This window comes from Marinobacter sp. M5B (assembly GCF_042604615.1).
Taxonomy (GTDB): Bacteria; Pseudomonadota; Gammaproteobacteria; order Pseudomonadales; family Oleiphilaceae; genus Marinobacter; species Marinobacter salarius.
The window spans coordinates 2,031,783-2,050,887 of sequence record NZ_CP156894.1 but is presented as its reverse complement, the minus strand read 5'-3'; the positions used below and the strand labels follow the sequence as shown (position 1 = coordinate 2,050,887).

Below are 19,105 nucleotides of genomic sequence, written 5' to 3'. Positions count from 1 at the left end.
GGCGTTTCAACTTTCATTGAAACGCCGTTTTACTATCGAAATGCCCGCACTTTGGTGCGGGCATTCAATCACGACAGATCGAAGCGATCCGCGTTCATCACCTTGTTCCAGGCGGTGACGAAGTCCTTGACGAACTTCTCCTTCGCGTCTGCCTGGGCATACACCTCAGACACCGCGCGAAGCTGCGAGTTGGAACCGAAGATCAGGTCCACACGCGTACCGGTCCACTTCATGTCGCCGGTTTTGCGATCGCGCCCTTCAAACACGTCCGCGTCAGCCGATGTTGGCTTCCACTCGGTGTTAAGGTCGGTCAGGTTCACGAAGAAATCGTTCGTGAGTTTGCCCGGCGAGTTGGTCAATACACCGTGCTTCGATTGCTTGTAATTGGCACCCAGTACCCGCAAGCCACCTACCAGTACCGTCATCTGCGGTGCGCTCAGGTTCAGCAACTGCGCCTTGTCGATCAACATTTCCTCGTCGGAAACGGTGAACGCCGCGCGGCGATAGTTGCGGAAGCCGTCCGCTTCGGGCTTGAGCCAGTCAAAGGCTTCAACGTCCGTCTGGTCATCGGTTGCATCGGTGCGTCCTGGTGAGAACGGCACGTCGATGCTGTGGCCTGCATCCTTGGCGGCCTTCTCAACCGCGGCATTACCGCCGAGCACGATCAGGTCAGCCAGGGAAACCTTCTTGTTGCCCGACTGGGCATCGTTAAAGGACTTCTGGATGCCTTCAAGCGCCTGCAGCACCTTCGCCAGTTGCTGTGGCTCGTTTACTTCCCAGTCTTTCTGGGGAGCCAGGCGGATGCGGGCGCCGTTGGCCCCACCGCGCAGATCGGAGCCACGGAACGTCGACGCGGCAGACCATGCGGTGTAAACCAGCTCGGAGACCGACAGACCCGCTCCCAGGATCTTGCTCTTAAGGTCAGCAATGTCCTGGGCATTGATCAGTTCGTGATCGACCGCTGGCACCGGATCCTGCCAGATCAGGTCTTCTGCCGGCACTTCCGGGCCGAGATAGCGGGCTTTCGGGCCCATATCGCGGTGCGTCAGCTTGAACCAGGCGCGAGCAAAGGCGTCCGCAAACTCTTCCGGGTTCTTATGGAAGTGCTCGCAGATCTTGCGGTATTCCGGGTCCTGCTTCATCGCCATATCGGCGGTGGACATCATGATTCCCACGCGCTTGGACGGATCTTCCGCATCAGGCGCCATGTCTTTCTCGGTCAATCCTTTCGGCCGCCACTGCTGGGCGCCGGCCGGGCTCTTGGTCAGTTCCCACTCGTAGCCAAACAGCACGTCAAAATAGCTCATGTCCCACTGGGTGGGGCTGGGCGTCCAGGCGCCCTCGAGACCACTGGTGATAGCATCACGGCCCTTGCCGCTGCCATGGCTGCTCTTCCAGCCCAGGCCCATCTCTTCGATCGGCGCTGCTTCCGGTTCTGGACCAACTTTGTCGGGATCACCAGCCCCGTGGGTCTTACCAAAGGTGTGACCGCCAGCGGTCAGGGCTGCTGTTTCATAGTCATTCATCGCCATGCGAGCAAAGGTCTCGCGAATGTCACGAGCCGATGCCAGCGGGTCCGGATTCCCATCCGGGCCTTCCGGATTCACGTAGATCAAACCCATCTGTACCGCAGCCAGGGGGTTTTCCAGATCGCGATCACCGGAATAACGGCTGTTCGGCTTGTCGCTGGTGGCCAGCCATTCCCTTTCCGCACCCCAGTAAATGTCTTCCTCGGGCTGGAAAATGTCCTCACGACCACCGGCAAAACCAAAGGTCTTGAAGCCCATGGACTCAAGGGACACGTTGCCGGTCAGGATAAACAGGTCGGCCCAGGACAGCTTGTTGCCATACTTCTGTTTGACAGGCCATAGCAGGCGGCGAGCTTTGTCCAGGTTGCCATTGTCAGGCCAGCTGTTGATGGGCGCGAAACGCTGGTTGCCGGTGCCGGCACCACCGCGGCCATCACCGGTTCGATAGGTACCGGCGCTGTGCCATGCCATACGGATCATGAACGGACCGTAATGGCCGTAATCCGCGGGCCACCAGTCCTGTGAATCTTTCAATACGGCTTCGATGTCTTTCTTGACCGCAGGCAGGTCAAGTTTCTTGAATTCTTCGGCGTAGTTGAAGTCTTCCCCCAACGGGTTCGACTTGGGGTTGTGCTGGTGCAAAATACCCAGGTTCAGCTGGTTCGGCCACCAATCGTTGACACCCGGACCCTCGTCCTGCAGCTTTGTGCGGGCCCCGTGCATAACCGGGCATTTACCTTCGTTTCCGCTCATATCACTCTCTCCGTGGGTTGCTACCATCTATTTCACTGTTTCATTGATCGTTGTTGCACTGACAAACTGAACCAATCAGCTACCAATCTAGTCAATGTACTCCCATTTTTCACTATTAGTTCAGGTTGTTTTTTCGTACCAATGTCATAGTTTTTGTTTATCACTATATCTCCCGCGAGTTACCGGTTGATAACTGTGATCTGCTTGCTGAAGATCTATACTGAACACTCGGGGTTTGAAACCAGAGTTTTAAACGTTCACTGGCATAGCGACGGGAGTTTTGGATGAACACTCAGGAACAGCTTGAAAGCACCATCCGTGAACTGGTCTGCGAAGGTAAGGGCATTCTGGCGGCGGACGAGAGCAACCCAACCATCGCCAAACGGTTCAAGGCGGTTGGTGTGGAATCCACCGAAGAGAACCGACGACACTACCGCAACCTGATTCTCGCTGCGCCGGGGCTGGGAGAGTACGTCAGTGGTGTGATCCTGTTCGAGGAAACCCTGCGACAGCACGCGGACGATGGCGCCAGCCTGCCCTCTGTGGCGGCAAAACAGGGCATTGTGCCCGGCATTAAGGTGGATAAGGGCAAGGGCCCGATGATTAATGCACCCGGTGATGAGATTACCGAGGGCCTGGATGGGCTAGCCCAACGGCTTGAAGACTACAAACAACTCGGTGCGCGGTTTGCCAAGTGGCGGAACGTTTACCACATCACCGATACAAACCCCAGTCGCGCTGCCATCGAGGCAAATGCCGAGGTCTTGGCACGCTATGCCGCCATCTGCCAGTCCTGCGGCGTGGTGCCCATTGTGGAACCGGAAGTGCTGATCGATGGCGACCATAGCATCGAGCGAAGCGCGGAGGTGAACGAGGCCGTTATCAACGAGGTATTTCAGGCCCTGCGACGCCATCGTGTTGAGCTTGAGACCATGATTCTCAAACCCAGCATGGTGACGCCTGGCAACGCCAATGGCCAGAAGGCAAGCCCAGAGGACGTGGCAAAACACACCTTGGGAGTGTTCCGGCGTGTGGTGCCGGCAGCGGTGCCTGGTATCAACTTCCTGTCCGGTGGCCAGACCCCGGCGGAAGCGACCCTGAACCTGAACGCCATGAACAGTGGCCCGGCCCTGCCCTGGACACTCAGCTTTTCCTACGGGCGGGCACTGCAGGAGCCGGCCCAGAAAGCCTGGGCAGGTATTTCCTCCAACCGCGAAGCTGCCCAGGCCGCAATGGTTAAACGTGCCAAGTTGAACAGCCTGGCCACCCTGGGGCAATACTCATCAGAAATGGAAGGCTGACCGCTACGGCCAGCCTTCCTTTCAACAACCGTCGGTGCAGTGGGCAGTACCATCAAAGCTCATGGTTTTGCCACTAAGAGGAACGTGAACGGGCATTGAGGACAGGCTGATGAACTGTTTGGTGCGCGTTCCGTCCCGGACCATGCCATCCTGTGTGGCGGCCTCATTGGCGTGGGACGCGATCACCGCGTTTGGCGTGATCAGGTCATTTACCACGTAGGCCGCCTCTTCCGGGCCCGTGGTGTAGGTGTCACCGATGTTGAGAACCACAAGGCTGGCGCCGTAGTGGTCTTTGACAACCAATTTCTGCTCAGCGGTGATACCGGTATCGCCGGACAGGTACACCACCAGGCCATTGGTGAACGTGAGCACGTAGCCGGTGGGCGGTCCGACACTGGCGCCGACGCCCGCCGCTTTCAGGTATTCCGCCAGCGGGCCGGTGAGAAAGCTCGGCGACAGGCCATTGCTGTGCACCGCAGGCACGGTTGTGATGGCCACACCGCCCACCACCCGTTCAGCCCCGAACCTCACCAGCAGGGAATCCTCTGGATTACCCTCCACGCTTTTGAGCTTGCTGGCAAAAAAGGCCGGCATTTCGCTACCCGTTACGATCTTTGCCTTCTTGGCGGCGGTGATGTTCACGGAATTGGACTCGGGAAGCACCACCACCGGAACCTCCGGCCCACCACAGCTACCCTGATTGACGTCGCGGATATGGCGATCCCCCACATGGTCGCCATGAACGTGGGATACCAGCACCACATCAATGTTGCCTAATCGCGGATCATCGGCACCCGCAACGGTTCGACCGGCGTCATAGAGAATACGGGTGCCATTGGGGTCTTCAAAGATGAGCGCCCGGTCCATGGCGCAGAATTCGCCATCATGGCTCCCAAGCGGGGTGACCTTGACGGAGTCGGCGGCAGCCGACAGCGATACGGTGCTTGCCAGAAAGGCAGCAACCAGGCTCTTGCAGGCGTTGTTCATTTCTCCCTCTCCACGGTTTTTGGCGGTACCATAACCAATACGATGGATGCGTCACTTCATAGCAGTGTAGCTGGAGAATGGAATTCCGGAGCAGTAAACGTGAACAGATCTATGCAGCTTCAGTCACCGGGACGGGCTGTCGCAGGCAAGCCAGCATGGGCGCCACGTCACGGATCTTTCTGGCTTCAGGCCACAGCCACTGGGCCTCCGCGTAGCCGCCACGCAGATAGTTCAGCCATTGTTTGATACGGCCGGTCACGAACCTGTCTTCAAGGCGTTCCTGCAGCGCAACGGCGTAGCCCTCTACCAGCCTGACCACCTCGGGCCAGGTCATATCCGCCACCGATTCCTTACGTTGACTGGCACGAATCCGCCGTGCCAGATCCGGTCGGGCGATCAGCCCACGACCAATCATCACATCGTCACAGCCAGAGACCTCCCGGCAGCGCCAGTAATCCGCCACGGTCCAGATCTCGCCATTGGCGATCACATGGGCATTAACCGCTTCCCTGACCCGGGCCACATCTTCCCAGTAAGCCGGCGGCTTGTAGCCATCCACCTTACTGCGGGCGTGAACCACGATTTCGGACGCGCCGGCCGCTTCCAGCGCCTGGCCACAGGCAACGCCCATGGAACGGTCATCGTACCCCAGGCGCATTTTCGCGGTCACCGGCACATGGGCAGGCACGGCGGCACGAACCGCTTCCGTAATCTGCTGCATCAATTCGGGCTCGCGCATGAGCACACAGCCACCCTTGTGCTTGTTCACAGTCTTGGCGGGGCAACCGAAATTGATATCAACCTGTGTGGCGCCCAGCTCCACCGCCTTGGCGCCATGCCGGCCCATCTGGACGGGGTCCGAGCCCAACAATTGAACGGCCACCGGCACGCCAACCTGGGTTTCGCAGCCGTTGTGCAGTTCCGGGGCGTATTTGTAGAAAATACGGGGCGGCAGCATGCCCTGAGTCACGCGAATAAATTCCGTTACGCACCGGTCGATGCCACCAACGGCTGTCAGTGTCTCTCGAATGGGTGCATCAACCAGCCCTTCCATTGGGGCAAGGATTATTCGCATTGGGGCTCCACGAATTGATCAAGGAATAAACGGGTGGGAATTGTAGAGAACTTTTAAGGGCGTTGGTAGGCCGGAATTACAAGCGTTCCACGCTGACGAACTTGCCCTGGTCATCAAACAGGATACGGAAACTGCCCTGGACGCCGTCACGAAGGTAAAAGCGGGAGAGAATACGGGCCGGGAAGCGGACGGAACGCCCGTCCCGGGCCCTGGTGTGGACGTCCGTCGCCGAACCCTGATAGAGCTTGATCCACTCATCAGGGCTGATATCGACGTCCACGATAATCTGCTGCATCAGGCGGCCTTAGTTGGCAAGCTCAAGCAGCAGGCGGTTCAGGCGGCTTACATACGCGCCCGGGTCCTGCAGTTGTTCACCACTGGCCAATGTGGCCTGGTCCAGCAATACGGCAGACAGCTCCTTGAAGCGGTCCTCGCCCTGCTCGTTCTCAAGGCGCTGAACCAGCGGATGCTCAACGTTGATCTCGAAAATCGGCTTGCTGTCGGGCACTTTCTGGCCCGCCGCTTCCATGATTTTCTTCATCTGCGCGCCCATATCGAAGTCGCCAACCACCAGGCAGGCCGGAGAATCAGTCAGGCGGTTGGTTACCCGCACTTCCTGCACCCGGTCATCCAGTGCGGTCTTGATGCGCTCCAGCAGGTTCTTGTGTTCCTCGGCAGCCTCTTCCTTGTGCTTCTTGTCTTCCTCAGTTTCCACTTCGCCAAGGTCGAGATCACCACGGGCAACGTCCTGGAACTGTTTGCCGTCGTACTCGTTCAGGTAGCCCATCATCCACTCATCGATGCGGTCAGAGAGGATCAGCACTTCGATGCCTTTCTTGCGGAACACTTCCAGGTGCGGACTGCTCTTGGCGGCCATGAAGTTGTCGGCGGTGATGTAGTAAATCTTGCTCTGGCCTTCCTTCATACGGCCGATGTACTCATCCAGAGACACGGTCTGCGCCTGCTCACCGGTATGGGTGGACGCAAAGCGCAGCAGGCCGCCGATTTTCTCGCGGTTACTGAAGTCTTCCGCCGGGCCTTCCTTCAGCACAGTGCCAAATTCATTCCAGAACTTCTGGTACTGCTCCGGCTCTTTCTTGGACAGCTTGGACAGCATATCCAGAACCCGCTTGGTCACCGCTGTACGGATGCTTTCAACGGTGCTGTCGTTCTGCAGGATCTCACGGGAGACGTTCAATGACAGGTCGTTGGAATCAATCACGCCCTTGGTGAAGCGCAGGTACAACGGCAGGAACTGCTCTGCGTCATCCATGATGAACACCCGCTGCACGTACAGCTTCAGGCCGCGGGGCGCTTCCCGGTTATACAGGTCAAACGGCGCACGTCCAGGCACATACAGCAGGCTGGTGTAATCGAGCTTGCCTTCCACCTTGTTGTGCGACCAGGTCAGCGGGTCTTCGAAATCGTGGGCAATGTGCTTGTAAAACTCTTTGTACTCCTCATCCTTGATCTCACTGCGAGACAGCGTCCACAGGGCGGTGGCGTCGTTGACCGTCTCATACTCGCCCTTTTCACCCTCTTCTTCAGATTCGGACTTCATCACCACCGGGAAAGAAATGTGGTCGGAGTACTTCTTCACCAGGTTGCGCAGACGGAAACCGTCGGCAAATTCCTTGGCGTCATCCTTCAGGTGCAGGACGATCTGCGTGCCGCGCTCGTTCAGGTCCACATTCTCAATGGTGAACTGGCCATCACCCGCAGACTGCCAATGAACGCCCTCTTCCACCGGTGCACCGGCGCGGCGGGTAAACACTTCCACGGAATCGGCCACGATGAATGAGGAATAGAAGCCGACACCAAACTGACCGATCAGCTTGCTGTCCTTCTTCTCATCACCGGAAAGCTGCTTGAGAAACTCCGCAGTGCCGGACTTGGCGATGGTGCCCAGGTTCTGGATAACATCGTCCCGGTTCATGCCGATACCGTTGTCGCTCAGCGTGACGGTGTTCTTTTCTGCATCGAAGTCGAGGCGGATTTTCAGTTCCGGGTCGCCCTCGAACAGGCTGTCGTCTTTCAATGCAGCGAAACGCAGTTTGTCTTCCGCATCCGACGCGTTGGAAATCAACTCACGAAGGAAAATTTCCTTGTTGGAGTACAGGGAGTGGATCATCAGGTTAAGCAGCTGCTTAACTTCGGTCTGAAAACCCAGGGTCTCTTTTTGCGATTCAACCGTCATGGCTTGTTTTGTCTCCTGCTGTGTTTGCTTCGGTGGAGCGGCGCGGGTTCGAAGCCCTGTCCAAAACACGCTGTGAATACGTCCATGTACGCTCGGCTCCGCCATCCATGGCTCCGCACGGTTTTGGACAGGGCTTCAAACCCACGCCACCCGACTATTGAGTAATACTGATTCTGGCACGGAGCCCGGGCGAGCAGTTGAGGATGGGCTTACGAAACCGTGCGGAGCCATGGATGGCGGAGCCCGAGCCGCACAGGGACGTCTCGAGGCGTGTTTCGTAAGCCCATCCTCAACTGCTTGCCTGCACCAGTGCCTGAGTTGTTAGAACCAGAAATGGGGCTAGACCGGGGCATTTCAACCCCGATCCAACGAATTCAGTCTTCCAGAAGAAAGTGCGCCCGTGCGGTCGCGATGGGCTGGGAGCGGGACTTCTGCCAGGCAGTGATCATCACATTGGCTACGCGGTTGCCCTGGCGGGTGAGTTGACATTCCGCAAAGGTCTCGCGGTCGAGGCCGGCACGCAGGTAATCCAGGGAAAAATCCACAATGCGGGGCATGCGCAGGGTTTCCTGGGACATCATCAGGTAAATCAACGCAGAAAGCTCCATGAAGCCACCAATCACCCCGCCATGGATGGCCGGCAGTATCGGATTGCCCAGGTTTTCTTCCTTCTTCGGCAGGCGGAAGATCAGGTCATCGCCATAGCGATCACACTCCAGGCCGATAAACCGGGCGTAAGGGATACTTTCCAACATGCGGGAGAAGTCACCGGTTTCCTGGGTATAGCGGAGGATTTCCGGGTTGGTCATTCTTCGCCTCCGGTAATCAGATCGCGGAAGGATTTCGGGGTTGCTTCCCTGCCGATCCGCATGAAGGTGCCCACGCAGTTCGCGATGGTCTCACCGGGGTCCTGGAAGGCCTCGCAACGGGTAAAAATAATGTTGCGGGTAACCTTGTAGGCTTCCGCCCGAGCATATACCGGTTTACGGGGCTCGGCCGGGCGCATGTAGTCCACTCGCAGGTCCAGAGTCGGGCATAGCTCGAATTCGTCCAGGGCGCACAGGGTCGCGGAACCAGACGCCGTATCCATCAACGTCGTGATGGCGCCACCGTGGATCACTCCCGTGTCCGGGTTACCGATGATACGGTCACTGTACGGCAGGCACAGCGTCAACTGCCCATTTTTTACCGCGGTTACCGTCAAACCCAGTTCTCGCCCCTGGTTCAGGGTGTCGATAAACCGGCGCACCCGATCCATCCCAATGGAGTCTTTCATAACGTTCGGCTCATCACGTCAATGTTGGGTTTCTTTATCCGATTCTTTACCGGAGTCTTTCTCAGTGTCCGACTTTGGCAGCGGCTCCTCGAACACCTTGCCGTCTCGCAGCGCCCTCAGCGCGGTAGAACGGAACTCCCGACGGTACAGAACGATGACGATCAAGGTAGAAGCACCCATGAATACCAGCGGGTGGATAAACCAGGAAACCACGGCCAATGCGTAATAGTAAGAGCGCAACCCAAGGTTGAAGGCATCGCCCGCAAGATTGCAAACCCTTCCGGCGCTCTTTGCAAAGGCTTCCCGGGCAGCAGGACTTGCCTTGGTATCGGTTGTGAGCGGTGCACTGCCAATCAGCACGGAGACGAAATTGTACATCCGCATGGACCAGGTGAACTTGAAGAACGCGTAGATGAAAATCACCATCAACACGACCATCCGCATTTCCCAGATTTCCCGGCTGGGCAAGGTGCCGAACGGCATGGTACTGAACACTTCCATGACCTCTTGGGTGTAACCCAGCGCCGTGATGATACCGGCCAGGATCAACAGGCAACTGGACGCGAAAAAAGCACCGTTGCGCTCAAGGTTACCCACCACGGAGGCGTCGGATATACGGTTATCCCTGCGAAGCATCACGCGCATCCAGTCTTCACGATAAAGGTCGAGAGTGTTGGAGAGGCAGGGTCGATCATTGGCCTTGCGCCTGGAATACTCGGAATAGCCCAGCCAGCAGATCAAAAACCAGACCAGGGCAATGAGTTCCAGATAGTTGCTCATGAAGTCGTTCCGGATGCGGTATAAAACGGGAATTGGAGTCTTTGATCATACCGCAAAGCCGACAAAGCCTCCACACAACAAGCTCTTACGGGTAGTATCATAGGCGCTCACAGGGATATGGTATAAACATCCCAATGCTCAGCAATGGCGACCGCGGATATCTGCCAGGGTCTGCCCAGGTATTCAAACAAGGAGTTTATCGTGAACGTTCACAAAGGCTTTCGACATCTTTCCGTTTTTGTGCTGGTGGCCTTCCTCGCCGGTTGTTCAGTCAACCCGGTAACCGGCGAAAAGCAGCTGTCATTGATTCCCGAGAGCCAGGAACTCTCCATTGGCAGTGAGCAGTACAAGCCCACTCAGCAAACCCAGGGCGGCCAGTTCTATCTCGACCCGGAATTGAATCTGTACGTCAGCCAGGTAGGCCAGAAGCTGGCAAAGGTCAGTGATCGGCCCGACCTGCCCTACGAGTTCGTGGTGTTGAACAGCAGTGTGCCCAATGCCTGGGCGCTCCCGGGTGGCAAGATTGCCATCAACCGTGGCTTGTTGATGGAGCTGGAAGATGAAGCCCAGCTGGCATCAGTCCTTGGCCATGAAATTGTTCACGCCGCCGCTCGCCACAGTGTCCAGCGCATGCAGCAAGGCATGCTGATCAGCGCAGGCGTGGCGGGGTTGGGTTTTGCCCTCTCTGATAACGAATGGGCCGGCCTGATCATGGGCGGCGCGGCCATGGGGGCGCAACTCGCACTCGCCCAATACAGCCAGGGTGATGAGCTGGAGTCCGACCACTACGGCATTCGTTACATGAAAGCCGCCGGATACGACCCACAGGCAGCGGTGGAGTTGCAGGAAGTGTTTGTGCGGCTCTCTGAGGACCGTGACACAAGCTTCATTGAAGGCATGTTCGCCACTCACCCGCCGTCACAGAAACGCGTTCGTGAGAACCAGGAACTGGTCAATAAAATTGGCGCGGGCGGCTATCGCGGCGAAGAAACCTACGAGAAGAAGCTGTCGTTCCTGCGCAGCCGCCAGCCTGCTTACGATGCCTATGACGAAGCCATGAAACTGGCCAGCAACGACAAGCTGGACGAAGCTCTCGCCAAAGTGAATGAGGCCATCAAGGTAGAACCGGAAGAAGCCGCTTTCTACTCACTTCGTGGGCGCATCTACCGGGCCAAAGAAAACCTTGATAAAGCCGCCGCAGACTTCGACAAGGCCACGTCGTTGTATCCGGAGATGTTCACTTACCAGCTTCACAGCGGCCTGAATGCCCTGGAGCTGAACAATTATGACAAAGCCCGCGAACACCTGAGCCAGGCCAATCAGGTTGTGCCGACATCAATCGCCTACCTGCGGCTGGGTGATGTTGCTGTCAAGCAGGGTAAACGCCAGGAAGCCATCCAGTATTACAGCACCGCAGCAGAGGCCGGCGGTGAGGTGGCCGAGGAAGCAAAACGCAAGCTGGCCCAACTGACGCAGAACTGACGTCATCGTCCGCATTGACTTTTAGAGCAATAACTCTAAAAATCGATGTACTTAAACAACAATCGGACGATTGCCATGCTTGCGAAACGTATCCAGCCGATGGTGTTCCAGGCCCGGCGGCTTTATGTGGAGCTGATGTTCCAGGTGATGGGGCGCGCGCTCCAGGCTGTCAGTGAAATTGATTCCGCGGTGCAAAAGGAAGCCCGGGCCCTGCCCGATGGCTTCCTGTTTGAAATGATGGTGATGCCAGACGGGTCACGACTCATTGTTGAGCACACCGGGAATGGCCGCTTTCATTACCATGGGGACTCCGCACCTCGCCCGGTGGACCTGTCCATTCAGTTCAAGCACATCGCTCACGCCTTCCTGGTGCTCTCGTTCCAGGAGAAAACCTCGGTGGCGTTCGCCAACGACCGCATGCTGGTGGATGGCGATATCAGTTATGCCATTCGCATGACCCGCGTCCTCAATCGGCTTGAAACCTTCATCCTGCCCAAGCTGGTGGCGAAACGTGCGGTAAAGGAATACCCCTCAAACCTTCACCTGCCTGAGAAACTCCTCAGCGCAGCCCGTATCTACCTCAAGGTTGCAACCCATTTTGTCGAGACGGTAAGAGCATAATGACGAACCAATATTACGAGTTTTTCTGCCCGGTCAAAGTCATCGCCGGCAAAGCGGCTCTTGAGCATATTCCTTACGAGCTCACCGGCCTCGCCGCCAAGCGCCCGATGATCGTAACCGACAAGGGTGTCAGGGCCGCCGGCCTTCTGGACCCGGTAGTCGCGGCCTGCGAGGAAAGCGGGCTGGAAATTATCAGCATCTACGACGATGTACCGCCGGATTCGTCCACCGACGTGGTCAGGGACATTGCCGGCATCTATCGCAGCGAGAAATGCGACTCCATCATTGCGGTGGGTGGTGGCTCTGCCATCGATACCGCCAAGGCCGTGAACATTCTGGTGTCAGAAGGCGGAGATGACATCGCCGCCTACAGCGGCGCGGGGGTGATCAAACATCCCCTGAAACCGTTCCTGGTGGTTCCTACCACCGCCGGTACAGGCTCGGAGGTAACGTCGGTAGCCGTCATCACTGACACAACCAAATCAGTGAAACTCCCCTTCACTTCGTCATTCCTGCTGCCCAATGCGGCCGTAATCGACCCCAGGATGACACTGACACTGCCTCCCCACATCACGGCTGCCACCGCCATGGACGCCATGACCCATGCCACGGAAGCCTTTACCTGCATGGCCAAGAACCCGCTTAGTGATGCCTATGCCACAGCGGCGGTTAAAAAGATCAGCACCTCGCTGTTGCAGGTCATGGATAACCCGAAAGACAGCGATGGCCGACTGGAGCTGGCGCAGGCCTCGACCATGGCCGGGATCGCCTTCTCGAACTCCATGGTGGGACTGGTTCACGCCCTCGGGCACGCCACCGGCGCCATCTGCCACCTGCCCCATGGTTTGTGTATGAGCCTGTACCTGCCTTACGTACTGGAGTACAACCTCGAGTCGATCCGGGCACCGCTGGGCGAGTTACTGCTCTACCTCGAGGGGCCTGATGTCTATTCCGCCACACCGGCCAGCCGCCGCGCGGAAGCCAGCATATCAGCCCTGCGCAAGCTGCGAGACGAGCTCCACAAACGCTGCAAACTGCCCCGCACTCTCAAGGAAACAGGCAGCGTTGAGGAACACCAGCTTGATACCATCGCCGAAATGGCCATGGACGACGGCGCCATGATGTTCAATCCGAAAGAGGTTAGCCTCGAAGATGCTCGCGCGGTTCTGAAGCGCGCCTGGGCCTGATCGGGTAACGCCCGGCACCCGGCTCAGGCCGGGTGTTTCAGGCCCTTTAGGGAATACAGGCCGACACTCAACGCTACAAAAACATTCAAATCATGTCATTGAAATTGACAGGAGAAACAGTGACAATTCCGCAGTAGCTGGCAGGGATGTAGCCGGATTAGAATATCTCCTTGAAACAGAGCCTCGCATCTATGCGCAAAGACTCATCCAGTCGGCACATCCTGATCTCTTTTGCGTCACTGGCACTCCTGTTTACGTCCCTCTGCGGCGCAACTGCATTCGCTAACGAGGAAGCTCCCTCACAGGACGCAGAGCAAGTATTCCGATTTAACGTCTCGCCGAATGGCTACCCTCCTTACCTGATCACAGAAGGCGACAAACAGTCCGGCATCATGTGGGACGTGGTTGTCCTGGTGGCTAAGCAGTTGGATTATCGCGTTGTCGCCGAAAAAATTCCCCGCAAACGGGTCGATCAGATGCTGATGGACGGCTACATAGACGGCACCACCCGGGCGAAGGAATGGACTGACAACCCCGAGGATTTTGTCTTCACAGACCCCGTGGTGAATATTGAAGAAGTCCTGTTTGTGCCGAAAGACTCAGCGTTTCAGTTTGAAGTGCCTGAGGATCTGCTTTCGAAAACCCTGGTAACCCACCTCGGTTACCATTACCCCGCATTGGAACCGTACTTTGAGTCAGGAGACATCAGGCGCTTTGACGTCTCCAAGGACCGGGACATGTTCCTTTACGTTCTCCATGGCGAAGATCTCGACGCCGCGATCGCAGATCGTCTGGTTGGCAAATGGATCCTGCGGAACGAGGGGCTCCAGAAGGAGTTCACCACTACCTCGACCAAGCTCAGCGAATACGGTTTCCGACTGATGCTCCGGAAGGAGTGGGCACCTTTTGCCAACGCGTTTAACCGGGAACTCCAAGCCCTCCGGGAGAACGGCACACTGGATGAAATTCTCTCCAACTACCGTTAACTCCCGAATCGCCTCTGTTATTCAAGTCGCCTGAGCAGGAGCATCGGCGATACGCTCAATACGGGCTTCAGTTGCCAGCGACCGAACAGCGCCAACACCAGGGCACTGAACAGTGGGATGGGCAGTATGGTCTGCCAGTGCCAACGGAACTCGCCTTCAAACATGCGGAACTGCAACGCCCAGACGGCGCCTTCCGCAGCCGCAACGCCGAGAATACCGGCAAAGAATCCCAGCAACGCGAATTCCAGCATGGTACTCCTTACCAGCAGTGTCTGTCGGCCGCCCAGAGTCCGCAGCAGCGCACCTTCCCGTTGCCGATCCTGCATGGTGGCACTGACTACCGCAGCCATCACAACCAGAGCGGCGGCCAGGATCAACGCCAATATCGCTTCGATAGCCTGGGTAACCTGCCGTACGATTTCCTGAATACGCTCAATCACATGGTCGATTTCAAGTACGGAAACCGTGGGAAACCGGCGTGAAAAATCGTTGAGCTGGGATTTCAGGTCCGCCGGCAGATAGAACGCCGTAATCCACGTGGCGGGCATGTCTTCCAGCCCACCTCCCGGAGGAAACGCCATGTAGAAATTGGGTTTCATGCTGTCCCACTGGACCGTACGAACACTGGTCACGGTTTCCGAGATCTTCTCTGAGCCAATGGTGAAGCCAAGCTCATCCCCCACCTCAACACCGAGCTTTCCAGCCAGCTCCGCTTCAATGGAGACACCGTCGGTCTGCCCGTTCGTGAACCATTGGCCAGCAACAATGCCGTTGTCCTCCGGCAATTCTTCCATCCAGGTCAGGTTTAACTCGCGGTTAAGGGCACCGACCCGCTCGTCCTTGGTCACGGCTTCCTTCACCGGCTTCCCATTCAACTCGGTAAGCCGGCCACGGACCATGGGATACAGCTTCTCCAGTGGGTGCCCGCGTTCCGCCCAGAATGCATCCACCTCATCCACCGCCTCCGGGGCGATGTTGATCAGGAAGTGATTGGGCGTGTCTTCAGGCAATTGCGACTGCCAGTCGTCCAGCAGGGACGTTCTGACAAGGATCAGCGTGGCCGCCAGCATCAACGTCATGGCGAAGACCGCAATCTGGGACAGGCTGGCTCGGCGATGCCGGTACAGACCCACAAGTGCCAGCCGCCAGGCGTTCCCACCACCACTGATGCGGCGCAGCGTAGTGACCATCAACCACCCAAGCAGGCCCAGAGTACCGAGCAGCAAGGCAAGCCCACCAAGCAGGGACAACACCAGGGACACTTCCCTGGCATACATCCATACCAAGCCAAAGATTGCGACGACTGCAATCACCAGGTCGGGAATCGCTTCGCGGCCGGATTCGCCAGGCTGGCTTCGCAACACCCGCATCGCCGGTACATTCCGCAGCCTTCGGATGGGCGGATACGCAAAGGCAAACAGCGACACCAGCGCTGTCAACAACGCCGGCGCCAACGCATTGGGATCAATCTGGTAGTCTATCTGCCGCTCCAGCACATCCCCCAACACGCTGGACAGCAGCCAATACAGAGGTAAGGCCACCAACAGGCCGCCAACGGCACCAACAATACCCCACAGAGCCAATCGACGCAGGTACAGGCGGCCTATTCCCTGGCTGCGAACCCCCAGGGTTTTCAACAGCGCGACAGTATCCCGTTGCGATAACGCGTACTGACGGCTGGCGACCGCCACGGCGACCGCCGCCAACATCACCGCCAGGCTGCCACCCAGCAACAGAAAACGCTCAGCCCGTTCCAGGGAGCGGGAGAAGGTCTCGCCGTCTCGCACACCCTCCCACTCGTGGCTGGGCTCCAGACGTGGCTGCAGCCAACCGTAGTAATCGTCGAGCAGCGCTTCTTCACCGGCAAACAGGTACACGTATTCAACCCGACTGCCCTCCTGAATCACACCGGTGGCGCCAACGTCATCCACGTGCATCATTACCCGCGGCGCCAGAGCGGACATATTGAAGCCGCCGTCCGGCTCACGCACCAGCAGGCCAGAAATGATCAGCCCCTGATTGCCAACCTCCAGGGTGTCTCCCAATTCGAGCTCCAGGAGTCGCAGCAAACGCGGGTTGATCCAGACCTCGCCCGGCGCAGGTCCATGGGCAACCGTTTGCCTCGGCGCCTCCGCACCCTCCTGGTATTCCACTTCGCCCCGCAGCGGGTATGCGTTGTTCACCGCTTTGACCGACACCAGCTGGAAATTCCCGGCACCAAAGACCATCGTGGAGAATTCGACCATACGGGCCGTTTCCAGCCCTCTTTGCTCGGCTTCCTGCATCCAACCCTCAGGAATCGGGCGGCCGTTTTCCGCTTCCAGTTGGCGATCCGCGGCAAGAAAAGAGCTGGCTGACGACACCAGGGTACGCTGCAACTGGCTGGCGAACAGGGCAATGGTTGCTACCGTGGCAACCGCGATGATCAGTGCCGAGAGCACCACACGAACATCCCGTTCCCGCCAGTCACGTTTGACCGACATGAGTTTCTTTGAAGCCGCCATCAGTTCACCGCTTCTGGCTGAGGGGCCGTCGAGGGCTCGGTCAATACACCGGCCTCGATATTGAATTGTCGGCCACAGCGGGCGGCAAGCCGTTCGTCGTGGGTCACCATGACCAATGTTGTGCCCTGCTCCCGATTCAGGGTCATCAACAGGTCGGATACGTCAGCGCCAGTGCGGTTGTCGAGATTGCCCGTGGGTTCGTCGGCAAACAGGATGGCCGGCTCGGAGGCAAAGGCGCGAGCAATGGCCACCCGCTGCTGTTCGCCACCGGAAAGCTGCCTCGGGGTGTGAGAGAGCCGTTCGCCAAGCCCGACCCGTTCCAGTAACTCCTTTGCTTTGGCTTTCGGAGAATCGAAACCGCCCAGCTCCAGCGGCAGCATAACGTTCTCCAGCGCGGTCAGGGCCGGCAATAACTGGAATGACTGGAACACGAAGCCAACACGGCGGGACCGGAGTTTCGCGCGTTCATCCTCACTGAGCTTGCTGATCACCGAACCATCAAGTTCAACGTTGCCATCAGATGGGGTATCCAATCCGGCCAACAGCCCCAACAACGTGGTTTTCCCGGAGCCGGAGCGCCCGACAATGGCGACGGATTCACCCCGGTTGATTTCCAGGCTGACCCCCTGCAAGATCGTCAACGTATCTGTCTCCAGGCTGACCTTGTGCGTCAGGTTACTGACTTTCAGCATGGGGCTAACATTATCCGGTTTGTGATCACTTAAGTCGCTCACGAGCTCTCCACAACGGTTGTCTTGAACACAGGACCTCTATGCATACGGTATTTTTACGCCTGAGATCAATAGTTTTTCTCGCTTTAATGTGTGTTGGTGCCCAGGCTCAGGCCAGCCAGAGCACACTGATGATCGTTGGCGACAGCCTCAGCGCAGCCTACGGCGTGCAAACCGGGGAATCCTGGGTGGCTCTGCTTCAGGAACGGCTCGAGGGCGAGGGCCTGGACCACTGGCAGGTGGTGAACGCCAGCATCAGCGGCGAAACCACCGACGGCGGTCTACGCCGCCTGCCGGATCTTCTGGATAAGAACGAACCCGCCGTTGTTGTCATCGAGCTCGGCGGTAACGATGGCTTGCGGGGATTTCCGCCCAACGTTATCCGCCAGAACCTGGCCCGGATGATTGAGCAGGTAAAGGAGGCGGGCGCCGAAACCCTGCTGGTGGGCATGCAGATTCCGCCCAATTACGGTCAGCGATATACCCGCGCCTTCGCGGACATTTACCCCGAACTTGCTGACCAGTACGAGACCGAACTACTCCCCTTTTTCCTGGAAGGTATCTATGACCAGGAAGGCATGATGCAGGGCGATAGCATTCATCCAACGGCAGAAGCGCAGGGTCAGTTGCTCGATAACATCTGGCCAGTACTGGAACCCATGCTCAGGGAATAGCCCTGCTTTAAGCCACCAGCGTGCGGGCATGCGCCACAGCCCGCCGCTCCGACCAGTAATAGCCATCCTGAACGTGCTCAACAAAGCCGACATGGCCGCCCCAGCGGGGCGCTTCCAGCCTCACGTAAGCGCCCAGTTGCGCACGGGATTCTGGAAAACATTGCCGGGACAGGAACGGGTCATCGGCAGCGTTAACCATCAGCGCCGGCACACGGATGTCCTTTAAAGTCCACAAGGCAGAACAGTTGTCCCAATAGTCCCTGGCATCTCGGAAACCGTGTAACGGGGCGGTGTAGCGATCATCAAACTCATGGAAACTGCGAATCTTTTCGAACCCGGTAATATCGATCAGCCCCGGGAATCGTTTCGACTTCTCTTCCATCTTCGCGTGAAGGTCACGCAGAAAACGTTGCATGTAGATACGCCGGCTGGGCCGGGCCAGCGTATCGGCACTGCCGGCCAGGTCACAGGGTACGGAGTAGGTGATAGCGCCGCAGATACGGCTATCCACCTGCTCTGACTTCTGCCCGAGGTATAGCAGAGTGAGGTTACCGCCCATGCTGAAGCCCGAGAGCATCACTTTTCCATATCCCTGAGCAAGTCCATGCTGCACGACCCTGTCCAGGTCGCCAGTTGCGCCGCTGTGGTAAAAGCGGGGCTGGTGGTTCATCACACCGCCGCACGAACGAAAGTTCCAGGCCAATACATCCCAACCGTCGTTCAACAGCGCGCGCGCCAATCCCTGCATGTAAGGACGCTGACTGTGCCCTTCCAGGCCGTGGGATAACACCGCCAACCGGTCGTTCCCCTGGCGATACCAATCCAGATGTAACTCGTCATCGTCCTCTGTTGGCAGCGATTCCCTGACCGGCTTTGTCAGTGACACCTTGCGAAACAGAGTCGGCCAGACAGACTGGACGTGGCCATTGCGCAACCACAGGGGTGGCTTGTAATACAGATTGTGGTCGTACAAAATTTAACCTTTCAATTCATGGGGTTGACGCCGCCGGGCAAAGTCCCTA

Annotated in this window: 17 protein-coding genes; 6 read left to right on the top strand and 11 right to left on the bottom strand. The window is 57.8% G+C overall.

Annotated elements, in window-relative coordinates; genetic code table 11:
• Nucleotides 1-68: 68 nt before the first annotated feature.
• Nucleotides 69-2,282 carry a catalase/peroxidase HPI gene (gene katG / locus AAGD24_RS09245; protein WP_379867202.1) on the bottom strand — a complete coding sequence of 738 codons (2,214 nt, stop codon included), beginning with the start codon at nucleotides 2,280-2,282 and terminating at the stop codon, nucleotides 69-71.
• 284 nt (nucleotides 2,283-2,566) lie between these two features.
• Here katG and AAGD24_RS09240 point away from each other — a divergent pair, with 284 nt between their 5' ends.
• Nucleotides 2,567-3,583 (top strand): class I fructose-bisphosphate aldolase, encoded by a 1,017-nt coding sequence (locus tag AAGD24_RS09240; RefSeq protein WP_036208361.1) that lies wholly within the window; start codon nucleotides 2,567-2,569, stop codon nucleotides 3,581-3,583.
• A 21-nt stretch (nucleotides 3,584-3,604) separates the two neighbouring features.
• Here the strand turns inward: AAGD24_RS09240 and AAGD24_RS09235 are convergent, their stop codons facing one another.
• The 7 genes from AAGD24_RS09235 to AAGD24_RS09205 all read right to left on the bottom strand — a co-directional run bounded on the left by AAGD24_RS09235 (nucleotide 3,605) and on the right by AAGD24_RS09205 (nucleotide 9,898).
• Complete coding sequence (locus tag AAGD24_RS09235) at nucleotides 3,605-4,570, bottom strand: MBL fold metallo-hydrolase (RefSeq protein ID WP_036208364.1); 966 nt, start codon at nucleotides 4,568-4,570, stop codon at nucleotides 3,605-3,607.
• A 109-nt stretch (nucleotides 4,571-4,679) separates the two neighbouring features.
• Nucleotides 4,680-5,645 (bottom strand): tRNA-dihydrouridine synthase, encoded by a 966-nt coding sequence (locus tag AAGD24_RS09230; RefSeq protein ID WP_036208366.1) that lies wholly within the window; start codon nucleotides 5,643-5,645, stop codon nucleotides 4,680-4,682.
• Between the two features lie 76 nt (nucleotides 5,646-5,721).
• A complete protein-coding gene (locus tag AAGD24_RS09225; RefSeq protein ID WP_036208369.1) occupies nucleotides 5,722-5,940 on the bottom strand; it encodes a DUF2835 domain-containing protein in 219 nt (72 codons plus the stop codon).
• Between the two features lie 9 nt (nucleotides 5,941-5,949).
• Nucleotides 5,950-7,842: a molecular chaperone HtpG gene (gene htpG, locus AAGD24_RS09220; protein WP_075196898.1), complete on the bottom strand. Its 1,893-nt coding sequence runs from the start codon at nucleotides 7,840-7,842 to the stop codon at nucleotides 5,950-5,952.
• Nucleotides 7,843-8,216: 374 nt separating this feature from the next.
• Complete coding sequence (locus AAGD24_RS09215) at nucleotides 8,217-8,651, bottom strand: PaaI family thioesterase (protein WP_007154356.1); 435 nt, start codon at nucleotides 8,649-8,651, stop codon at nucleotides 8,217-8,219.
• Entirely contained in the window at nucleotides 8,648-9,118 is a 471-nt protein-coding gene (locus AAGD24_RS09210; protein WP_041333114.1) for a PaaI family thioesterase, read from the bottom strand. Before AAGD24_RS09210 ends, AAGD24_RS09215 begins: the two co-directional genes overlap by 4 nt.
• A gap of 18 nt (nucleotides 9,119-9,136) precedes the next feature.
• Nucleotides 9,137-9,898, bottom strand: a complete 762-nt coding sequence (locus AAGD24_RS09205; protein WP_036208375.1) for a DUF599 domain-containing protein — start codon at nucleotides 9,896-9,898, stop codon at nucleotides 9,137-9,139.
• A 201-nt stretch (nucleotides 9,899-10,099) separates the two neighbouring features.
• On the opposite strand from AAGD24_RS09205, the gene AAGD24_RS09200 reads away from it, so the two are divergent.
• From AAGD24_RS09200 to AAGD24_RS09185, 4 genes are all read left to right on the top strand, one after another.
• The gene (locus AAGD24_RS09200; protein ID WP_075196936.1) at nucleotides 10,100-11,380 is read left to right on the top strand and encodes a M48 family metalloprotease; all 1,281 of its coding nucleotides are present in this window, start codon (nucleotides 10,100-10,102) and stop codon (nucleotides 11,378-11,380) included.
• Nucleotides 11,381-11,455: 75 nt separating this feature from the next.
• The gene (locus tag AAGD24_RS09195; protein WP_007154360.1) at nucleotides 11,456-12,001 is read left to right on the top strand and encodes a hypothetical protein; all 546 of its coding nucleotides are present in this window, start codon (nucleotides 11,456-11,458) and stop codon (nucleotides 11,999-12,001) included.
• The gene (locus AAGD24_RS09190; protein WP_041333110.1) at nucleotides 12,001-13,188 is read left to right on the top strand and encodes an iron-containing alcohol dehydrogenase; all 1,188 of its coding nucleotides are present in this window, start codon (nucleotides 12,001-12,003) and stop codon (nucleotides 13,186-13,188) included. The genes AAGD24_RS09195 and AAGD24_RS09190 overlap by 1 nt, the downstream gene beginning before the upstream one ends.
• 191 nt (nucleotides 13,189-13,379) lie before the next feature.
• Nucleotides 13,380-14,174, top strand: a complete 795-nt coding sequence (locus AAGD24_RS09185; RefSeq protein ID WP_379867198.1) for a substrate-binding periplasmic protein — start codon at nucleotides 13,380-13,382, stop codon at nucleotides 14,172-14,174.
• 17 nt (nucleotides 14,175-14,191) lie between these two features.
• Here the strand turns inward: AAGD24_RS09185 and AAGD24_RS09180 are convergent, their stop codons facing one another.
• Nucleotides 14,192-16,678 (bottom strand): ABC transporter permease, encoded by a 2,487-nt coding sequence (locus AAGD24_RS09180; protein ID WP_228210742.1) that lies wholly within the window; start codon nucleotides 16,676-16,678, stop codon nucleotides 14,192-14,194.
• Entirely contained in the window at nucleotides 16,678-17,370 is a 693-nt protein-coding gene (locus AAGD24_RS09175; RefSeq protein ID WP_379867322.1) for an ABC transporter ATP-binding protein, read from the bottom strand. Before AAGD24_RS09175 ends, AAGD24_RS09180 begins: the two co-directional genes overlap by 1 nt.
• 80 nt (nucleotides 17,371-17,450) lie before the next feature.
• Between AAGD24_RS09175 and AAGD24_RS09170 the strand changes: the two genes are divergently transcribed.
• Nucleotides 17,451-18,083 carry an arylesterase gene (locus AAGD24_RS09170; protein WP_041333102.1) on the top strand — a complete coding sequence of 211 codons (633 nt, stop codon included), beginning with the start codon at nucleotides 17,451-17,453 and terminating at the stop codon, nucleotides 18,081-18,083.
• A 7-nt stretch (nucleotides 18,084-18,090) separates the two neighbouring features.
• On the opposite strand, the gene AAGD24_RS09165 is transcribed toward AAGD24_RS09170, so the two are convergent.
• The gene (locus AAGD24_RS09165; RefSeq protein ID WP_379867196.1) at nucleotides 18,091-19,056 is read right to left on the bottom strand and encodes a YheT family hydrolase; all 966 of its coding nucleotides are present in this window, start codon (nucleotides 19,054-19,056) and stop codon (nucleotides 18,091-18,093) included.
• Nucleotides 19,057-19,105 lie beyond the last annotated feature (49 nt).